Source organism: Streptomyces sp. NPDC059456, from assembly GCF_042750055.1.
GTDB lineage: Bacteria > Actinomycetota > Actinomycetes > Streptomycetales > Streptomycetaceae > Streptomyces.
In genome coordinates this window covers 1-6,333 of the sequence record NZ_JBHYVA010000503.1, presented here as the reverse complement: position 1 = coordinate 6,333, position 6,333 = coordinate 1, and the positions used below count along the sequence as shown (strand labels likewise).

The 6,333-nt window shown below is 74.7% G+C and carries 9 protein-coding genes; 6 read left to right on the top strand and 3 right to left on the bottom strand.

Annotated features, from left to right (window positions below):
* From ACFXA3_RS31710 to ACFXA3_RS31700, 3 genes are all read left to right on the top strand, one after another.
* Positions 1-242, top strand: a 242-nt coding sequence (locus ACFXA3_RS31710) for a gamma-glutamyl-gamma-aminobutyrate hydrolase family protein (protein WP_385192378.1), incomplete at its 5' end; no start/stop codon positions are given.
* 48 nt (positions 243-290) lie between these two features.
* Positions 291-491, top strand: coding sequence for a DUF5988 family protein (locus ACFXA3_RS31705; protein WP_385192375.1), 201 nt, complete (start codon positions 291-293; stop codon positions 489-491).
* Positions 492-502: 11 nt separating this feature from the next.
* Complete coding sequence (locus ACFXA3_RS31700; protein ID WP_385192372.1) at positions 503-817, top strand: DUF1876 domain-containing protein; 315 nt, start codon at positions 503-505, stop codon at positions 815-817.
* A 19-nt stretch (positions 818-836) separates the two neighbouring features.
* Here the strand turns inward: ACFXA3_RS31700 and ACFXA3_RS31695 are convergent, their stop codons facing one another.
* A complete protein-coding gene (locus tag ACFXA3_RS31695; protein WP_385192370.1) occupies positions 837-1,760 on the bottom strand; it encodes a LysR family transcriptional regulator in 924 nt (307 codons plus the stop codon).
* Between the two features lie 70 nt (positions 1,761-1,830).
* On the opposite strand from ACFXA3_RS31695, the gene ACFXA3_RS31690 reads away from it, so the two are divergent.
* A complete protein-coding gene (locus ACFXA3_RS31690; protein WP_385192368.1) occupies positions 1,831-2,955 on the top strand; it encodes a TDT family transporter in 1,125 nt (374 codons plus the stop codon).
* Here ACFXA3_RS31690 and ACFXA3_RS31685 read toward each other — a convergent pair.
* Both ACFXA3_RS31685 and ACFXA3_RS31680 read right to left on the bottom strand, forming a co-directional pair.
* The gene (locus tag ACFXA3_RS31685) at positions 2,924-3,661 is read right to left on the bottom strand and encodes a helical backbone metal receptor (RefSeq protein ID WP_385192366.1); all 738 of its coding nucleotides are present in this window, start codon (positions 3,659-3,661) and stop codon (positions 2,924-2,926) included. The two genes, ACFXA3_RS31690 and ACFXA3_RS31685, sit on opposite strands and share 32 nt — an antisense overlap.
* Before the next feature lie 5 nt (positions 3,662-3,666).
* On the bottom strand, positions 3,667-4,278 hold the full coding sequence (locus ACFXA3_RS31680; RefSeq protein WP_054226090.1) for a helix-turn-helix domain-containing protein: 612 nt from the start codon (positions 4,276-4,278) through the stop codon (positions 3,667-3,669).
* Positions 4,279-4,537: 259 nt separating this feature from the next.
* Here ACFXA3_RS31680 and ACFXA3_RS31675 point away from each other — a divergent pair, with 259 nt between their 5' ends.
* A complete protein-coding gene (locus ACFXA3_RS31675; RefSeq protein ID WP_385192380.1) occupies positions 4,538-5,443 on the top strand; it encodes a 5'-3' exonuclease H3TH domain-containing protein in 906 nt (301 codons plus the stop codon).
* A gap of 49 nt (positions 5,444-5,492) precedes the next feature.
* Positions 5,493-6,326 carry a siderophore-interacting protein gene (locus tag ACFXA3_RS31670; protein WP_385192363.1) on the top strand — a complete coding sequence of 278 codons (834 nt, stop codon included), beginning with the start codon at positions 5,493-5,495 and terminating at the stop codon, positions 6,324-6,326.
* The last annotated feature ends 7 nt before the right edge of the window (positions 6,327-6,333 follow it).

Below are 6,333 nucleotides of genomic sequence, written 5' to 3'. Positions count from 1 at the left end.
CGGGGGGGGGGGCCCGGAGGGGGCGGTGGGCCCGCACACCCACCCCCCGCGGCGGGCCCCGGGGGGGGCCGGGCATAACCGCCCCGCCCCCGGCGGGCCCGGGCACCGTGGAGGCCATCGAGCTCCCCGGCTCCGCGCACTGGGTCCTCGGCGTCCAGTGGCACCCGGAGCGCGACAAGGACACCCGCGTCATGTCCGCCCTGGTCGAGGCGGCATCCCTCACCCCGGCCGTACGCGTCTGACGCGGGCGCCGACGTGCGGGCCGTCCCGCAGGTCGGAAGACTGGAGGCATGACGAACAAGGCTGTGCTGGAGGGCGGACCGGCCGACCTGCCCGAGCGGGTCGTCGACGCTCCCGCTCCCGGCGAGGACATGAAGATCCCGCACCGCGGGGGGTACGAGCACTTCCGGGCCACGACACGGCGGCAGGACGGCCCGCAAGGACGACTGCCGGTGTTCGAGTGGTGGGAGCGCACCGAGATCGCCGAATGACGGGGCGCGCCATGACACACAAGGCGGAATGGAACGTGGGTGTCTCGCTCACCGAGGAGGGCGGCACCACCCGGGCCCGGGCCGTGCTGGACACCGGTACCGGGCAGCTGGTCGGGCGCGGCTCGGCCCACTGCAACCCCGAGGACGTGGAGGTCTCCGCCATCGGGGACGAACTGGCGGCCGGCCGGGCCCTGCGCGACCTCGCGGGCCGGCTGTCCCGCGCCGCCGACCGGGACCTGGCCTCCATGGGCGCGGTCCCGGACCCCCCGCGCACGGGCTACGGCTGGCCCCAGGACACCCAGTCCCGCCCGGACCTGGGCCACTAGGGCCCGGCAGGGGCATCGGTCAGGGGCGGACCCGGGTCAGGGACAGGAGGTCGCGGGCCGGGCCGGCCGGGCGGGCTCCCGAGGGCCACACCGCCCGCAGGGCCCGCCCCAGGGCCGCCCCCGAGACCGGGACCTCCACCAGGCGGCGGGCCGCCAGCTCCTCCCCCAGCGCCAGCTCCGACAGCACGCACGGGCCCGCCCCGCTCAGCGCGGCCGACTTCACCGCGGTGGTCGACGCCAGCTCCAGCAGCGGCGCCGCGAGGCCCCCGCTCCCCGCCAGCGCCGCGTCCAGCACCTGCCGGGTCCCCGACCCCCGTTCCCGCAGGATCAGCGGCGCCGCCGCCAGCTCCGCCGCCTCGATCCCCCGCGACCGCCGCGCCCACGCGTGCCCCGGCGCGACGGCCACCACCAGCCGGTCCTGCGCGATCACCGCCGAGTCCAGTCCCTCGGGGACCGAGAGCCCCTCCACGAAGCCCAGGTCCGCCTCGTGTGCCAGTACCCGCTGTGCGACCACCGCCGAGTTCCCCGCGTGCAGTGACACCGCCGTTCCCGGCCGCTGCCCGCGCAGGGCGATCAGCCACCCGGGCAGCAGGTACTCCGCGATGGTCATGCTGGCCGCCACCCGCAGCCGCGAGTCGCGCCGCCCGCGCAGCGCCTGCGCCCCGGCGTCGAAGGCCTCCGCCGCCTCCACCACGCGCCGCGCCCAGTCCGTGACGAGCGCCCCCTCCGCCGTCAGCGTCGATCCGCGGGGCGAGCGGTCCACCAGTGCCACGCCCAGCCGTGTCTCCATCGCCCGGATGCGGCTGCTCGCGGCGGGCTGGGTGATGCCCATGTGCTTGGCCGCCCCGCTCAGGCTGCCGACCCGGGCGACCGCGAGCAGCAGCTCCAGCGCCCCCAGGTCCGGTACCCGGTGTGCCAGCGGAACCCACTCCTCGTTACCCATAAAGTCAGTTTATGGCCTTATAGGGAGACGGCCTCTACCGTGAGCCCGCCCCCGCGACCACGCTGGACCCATGGCCACCACCCTCGTGCGACCCCGCACCGTCATCCCCGCCGCGCCCCGGACCCACAAGGCCCCCGCGCTGCGTCACCTCGGCCCCAACTGGTACGCCTCCGTCATGGGCACGGCCATCGTCGCCAACGCCGGCGCGACCCTCCCGTACCAGGTACCGGGCCAGCGCGCGGCCTGCCAGATCGTCTGGGCACTGTCGGCCGTGGCCCTCGCGGTCCTGCTCACCGCCCGCGCCGGGCACTGGCTCCACCACCGCGACCAGGCCCGCGCCCACCTGCTCGACCCCGCCGTGGCCCCGTTCTACGGCTGTCTGTCGATGGCCCTGCTGGCCGTCGGCGGCGGCACCCTCATCGTCGGCAAGGACCTCATCGGAGAGCCCGCCGCGATCGCCGTCGACGCCCTGCTCTTCACCGCCGGCACCGCGATCGGCCTGCTCATGGCCGTGGCCGTGCCGTACCTGATGGTGGTCCGGCACGAGGTCGAGCCCGCCCAGGCCACCCCCGTGTGGCTGCTGCCGCTGGTGTCCCCCATGGTGTCCGCCGCGGTGGGCCCCCTGCTGATACCCCACCTGCCCGCCGGCCAGCCCCGCGAGGCGCTCCTGCTGGCGTGCTACGCCATGTTCGGCATCAGCCTGCTGGCGACGCTGCTGATGCTGCCCCTCGTCTTCGGCCGGCTGATCATGCGCGGTCCCCTGCCCCTGGCCCTGACCCCGGCCCTGTTCCTGGTGCTCGGCCCCCTCGGGCAGTCCACCACCGCCGTGAACCAGCTCGCGGACGTGGCGCCCGGCGCCATCGAGGCCCCCTACGCCCAGGCCCTCGGCGCCTTCGCGGTCGTCTACGGAGTGCCCGTGATGGGCTTCGCCCTGCTGTGGCTGGCCCTGGCCGCCGCGATGCTGGTCCGGGCGGCCCGCAACGGCATGGGCTTCGCCATGACGTGGTGGGCGCTGACCTTCCCCGTCGGCACCTGCGTCACCGGCGCCGCCGGCCTGGCCCGCCACACCGGCCTGGACGCGTTCGCCTGGCTCGCCGCCGCCCTCTTCCTCGGGCTGGTCACCGCGTGGCTGGTCGCCGCCGCCCACACCCTGCGCGGGCTGTTCACCGGCCGGCTGCTGCCCAGGACCGTCTGATCGCCGTCCCCAGGACCGACGGAGCCTCGGCCAGCGAGGGTCCGTACCAGGTCAGGTGGCGTCCGCTCACCAGGGCGGCCGGGAGGCCCGGGAAGGCTTCCGGGCCGTCCTCGGCACCGAAGGCGTAGGGCTCGTCCGGGAGCACCACCAGATCGCAGCCGCTCGCCGTCAGTTCGGCGAGCGGCACCCCGGGATACCGCTCCGAGTGCCCCGCGTAGGCATTGCGGATCCCCAGCCTGGCGAGCAGGTCCCCGGCGAAGGTGTCCCGGCCCAGGACCATCCAGGGCCGCCGCCAGACGGGCACGCAGGCCGTCAGGGGGCCGAGGGGCTCCACGGCCGCCCAGGCGGCCTCGGCCTCGTCCAGCCACCGGGGCCGCTCCAGGCCCAGGGCCCCCACCAGGACCCGGTCCAGCTCCGTCAGCGCCTGCGGCAGCGCCCGTACCTCGGTGACGAGCACCTCCAGGCCGGCCGCGCGCAGCGCCTCCAGGTCGGGGACCCGGTTCTCCTCCTCGTTGGCGATCACCAGGTCCGGCCGCAGCGCCGCGATCCGCCCGACGTCGGGGTTCTTCGTGCCCCCGATCCGGACCGCGCCCCGCTCCACGAGGTCCGCGGGGTGGCTGCACCAGTCGGTCACCCCGACGAGCAGCCCGGGAGCGCTCACGGCGACCGCCTCGGTCAGCGAGGGCACGAGCGAGACGATCCGCATCCGGCTCAGCGCCCGGGCGAGGGCGGTTCGGACGTGGCGTGGATGTGTTCCCCGACGGCGACGACCAGCAGCCGGGTGTCCTCGGAGACGGCCCGCCAGCGGTGGCGCACGCCGCCGGACAGGAACAGCGCGTCCCCGCTCTCCAGCCGGTACGCCCGCCCCTCGGCCTCCACCTGGCAGGCGCCGGAGACCACGTACATCAGCTCGTCGTTGCGGTGCTGGTACTCGCGGCCGGCGTCCTGGTCCCCGGTGAACTCCAGTGCGTGCAGCTGGTGGTGACCGCGTACGAGGGGCCGCACGCCCGGCATCGGCGTGAGCCCGGAGTCGTCGCCGGCCCGTACGAGGTCGACCGTGCGCGCGGTGTCCGAGGCGGCCAGCAGCTCGACGGCCGTGGTCTCCAGCGCGTCCGCGACCCGCTCCAGCGACCGCATGCTGGGCCGGGCCCGCTCGTTCTCTATCTGGCTCAGGAAGGGCACCGACAGGCCGCTGCGCGCCGACACGGCGGCGAGGGTGAGGTGGAGCGCCCGGCGCCGCTTGCGCACGGCCACGCCCACCCGGAGCGGTTCCTTGGCGTCCTTGTCCCGTTCCTTGTCGTCAGAGCCGTCCCTGTCGTCCATGGCGGGGCTGCCCTCCCCTTGTCAGGTTCGTCGGCGTACATCGGCGTCCGTCACACGTGGGTGTGCTGTAAGCACCTTACGCAGCAACCGTCCCCGGTTTCGCGCGCAAGAGCCCACCACGGTACGCCCCGGGTGAAACTCCCGTGCCGTTTCCGAGCGCTCCCACGGCCACTTCCCGTGCCCCCGCCCGTAACCGTGCGCCGCGGGCAGGCGCGGGGGTTGCGGCATCATCGTCTCCGTGACGACGACTCGACGCCTGATGCTGCTGGACACCGCCTCCCTCTACTACCGCGCCTACTTCGGCGTCCCGGACTCCGTGAAGGCACCGGACGGCACCCCGGTCAACGCGGTGCGCGGGCTGCTCGACTTCATCGGCCGGCTGGTGCAGGACCACCGCCCCGACGATCTGGTGGCGTGCATGGACGCCGACTGGCGGCCGCACTGGCGGGTGGAGCTGATCCCCTCCTACAAGGCGCACCGGGTCGCGCAGGAGACCGAGACGGGTCCGGACGTGGAGGAGACCCCCGACACGCTGGCCCCGCAGGTGCCGATCATCGAGGCGGCGCTGGACGCGTTCGGGATCGCCCGCGTGGGGGTCGCCGGATACGAGGCCGACGACGTGATCGGCACCCTCACGGCGCGCGCCACGGGCCCGGTGGACATCGTCACCGGCGACCGCGACCTCTACCAGCTGGTCGACGACGCCCGGCGGCGGCGCGTGCTGTACCCGCTCAAGGGGGTCGGCACGCTCCAGGTGACGGACGAGGCGTGGCTGCGCGAGAAGTACGGGGTGGACGGACCCGGGTACGCGGACCTGGCACTGCTGCGCGGGGACCCGAGCGACGGCCTGCCGGGGGTGCCCGGGATCGGCGAGAAGACGGCGGCGAAGCTGCTGGACGCGTACGGCTCCCTGGCCGGGATCATCGCGGCGGTCGGCGACCCGAAGTCGAAGCTGACGCCGACGCAGCGCAAGCGCCTGGACGAGTCCCGGCCGTATCTGGCGGTGGCCCCGAAGGTGGTCCGGGTGGCGTCCGACGTCCCGCTCCCGGCGTTCGACCCGGCGCTGCCGGCGGTCCCCGCGCAGCCCGAACTCGTCGATGCGCTGGCGCGCCGGTGGGGTCTGGGCGGAGCCGTGTCGCGTCTGGGCAGCGCACTCCGCCCATGAGGTGCTAACTTAGGTAATCCTAAGTTTCAGGGGAGCAAGGGGTTACGCCGTGGCAGAAGGACGCGCCCGCAAGGTCGGCACCGCAGTCGTCGTGCGCACCGAGCGGTTGACGCCGCACATGGTGCGGGTGGTGCTGGGAGGCGCCGGACTGGTCCGGTTCAGTGCGGGCGAGTTCACCGACCATTACATCAAGCTGCTGTTCGCTCCCGAGGGCGTCACCTATCCCTCGCCCTGGGACCTGGACCGCATCCGCGCCGAGTACGCGCGCGACGCGTGGCCGCGCCAGCGGGCGTACACCGTCCGTTCGTGGGACCCGGCGCACCTGGAGCTGACGCTCGACTTCGTCGTCCACGGAGACGAGGGGCTGGCCGGACCCTGGGCGGCCCGCGCCCAGCCCGGTGAACTCGTCCGCTTCCTCGGCCCGGGCGGCGCCTACGCCCCGGACCCGGCCGCCGGCTGGCACCTGCTGGTCGGCGACGAGAGCGCCCTGCCGGCGATCGCGGCCGCGATGGAGCGGATGCCGGCGGGGGCGCGGGTGCACGCCTTCGTCGAGGTCGAGGGACCCGAGGACGAGCAGAAGATCGCCACCCCGGACGGCATCGTGCCCGTCTGGCTCCACCGCGGCACCCGACCGGTCGGCGAGAGGCTCGTCGAGGCGGTCCGGGCCTTCGCATTCCCCTCCCGCGAGGTCCACGCCTTCGTGCACGGCGAGGCCGGCTTCGTGAAGGAGCTGCGCCGCCACCTGCGCCTGGAACGCGGCATCCCCAAGGAGCACCTGTCCATCTCCGGCTACTGGCGCCTGGGCGAGACCGACGAGGGCTGGCGGGCCATCAAGGGCGACTGGAACGCCCGCGTGATGGCCGAACAGGAATCCGCGGCCTGACCCCGGC

What these genes read in the sequence shown, in the direction of transcription:
- ACFXA3_RS31685 (WP_385192366.1), bottom strand. Translation starts at nt 3,661, where the DNA reads ATGCGGATCGTCTCGCTCGTGCCCTCGCTGACCGAGGCGGTCGCCGTG.
- ACFXA3_RS31695 (WP_385192370.1), bottom strand. Translation starts at nt 1,760, where the DNA reads ATGGGTAACGAGGAGTGGGTTCCGCTGGCACACCGGGTACCGGACCTG.
- ACFXA3_RS31705 (WP_385192375.1), top strand. Translation starts at nt 291, where the DNA reads ATGACGAACAAGGCTGTGCTGGAGGGCGGACCGGCCGACCTGCCCGAG.
- ACFXA3_RS31680 (WP_054226090.1), bottom strand. Translation starts at nt 4,278, where the DNA reads ATGGACGACAGGGACGGCTCTGACGACAAGGAACGGGACAAGGACGCC.
- ACFXA3_RS31675 (WP_385192380.1), top strand. Translation starts at nt 4,538, where the DNA reads ATGCTGCTGGACACCGCCTCCCTCTACTACCGCGCCTACTTCGGCGTC.
- ACFXA3_RS31690 (WP_385192368.1), top strand. Translation starts at nt 1,831, where the DNA reads ATGGCCACCACCCTCGTGCGACCCCGCACCGTCATCCCCGCCGCGCCC.
- ACFXA3_RS31700 (WP_385192372.1), top strand. Translation starts at nt 503, where the DNA reads ATGACACACAAGGCGGAATGGAACGTGGGTGTCTCGCTCACCGAGGAG.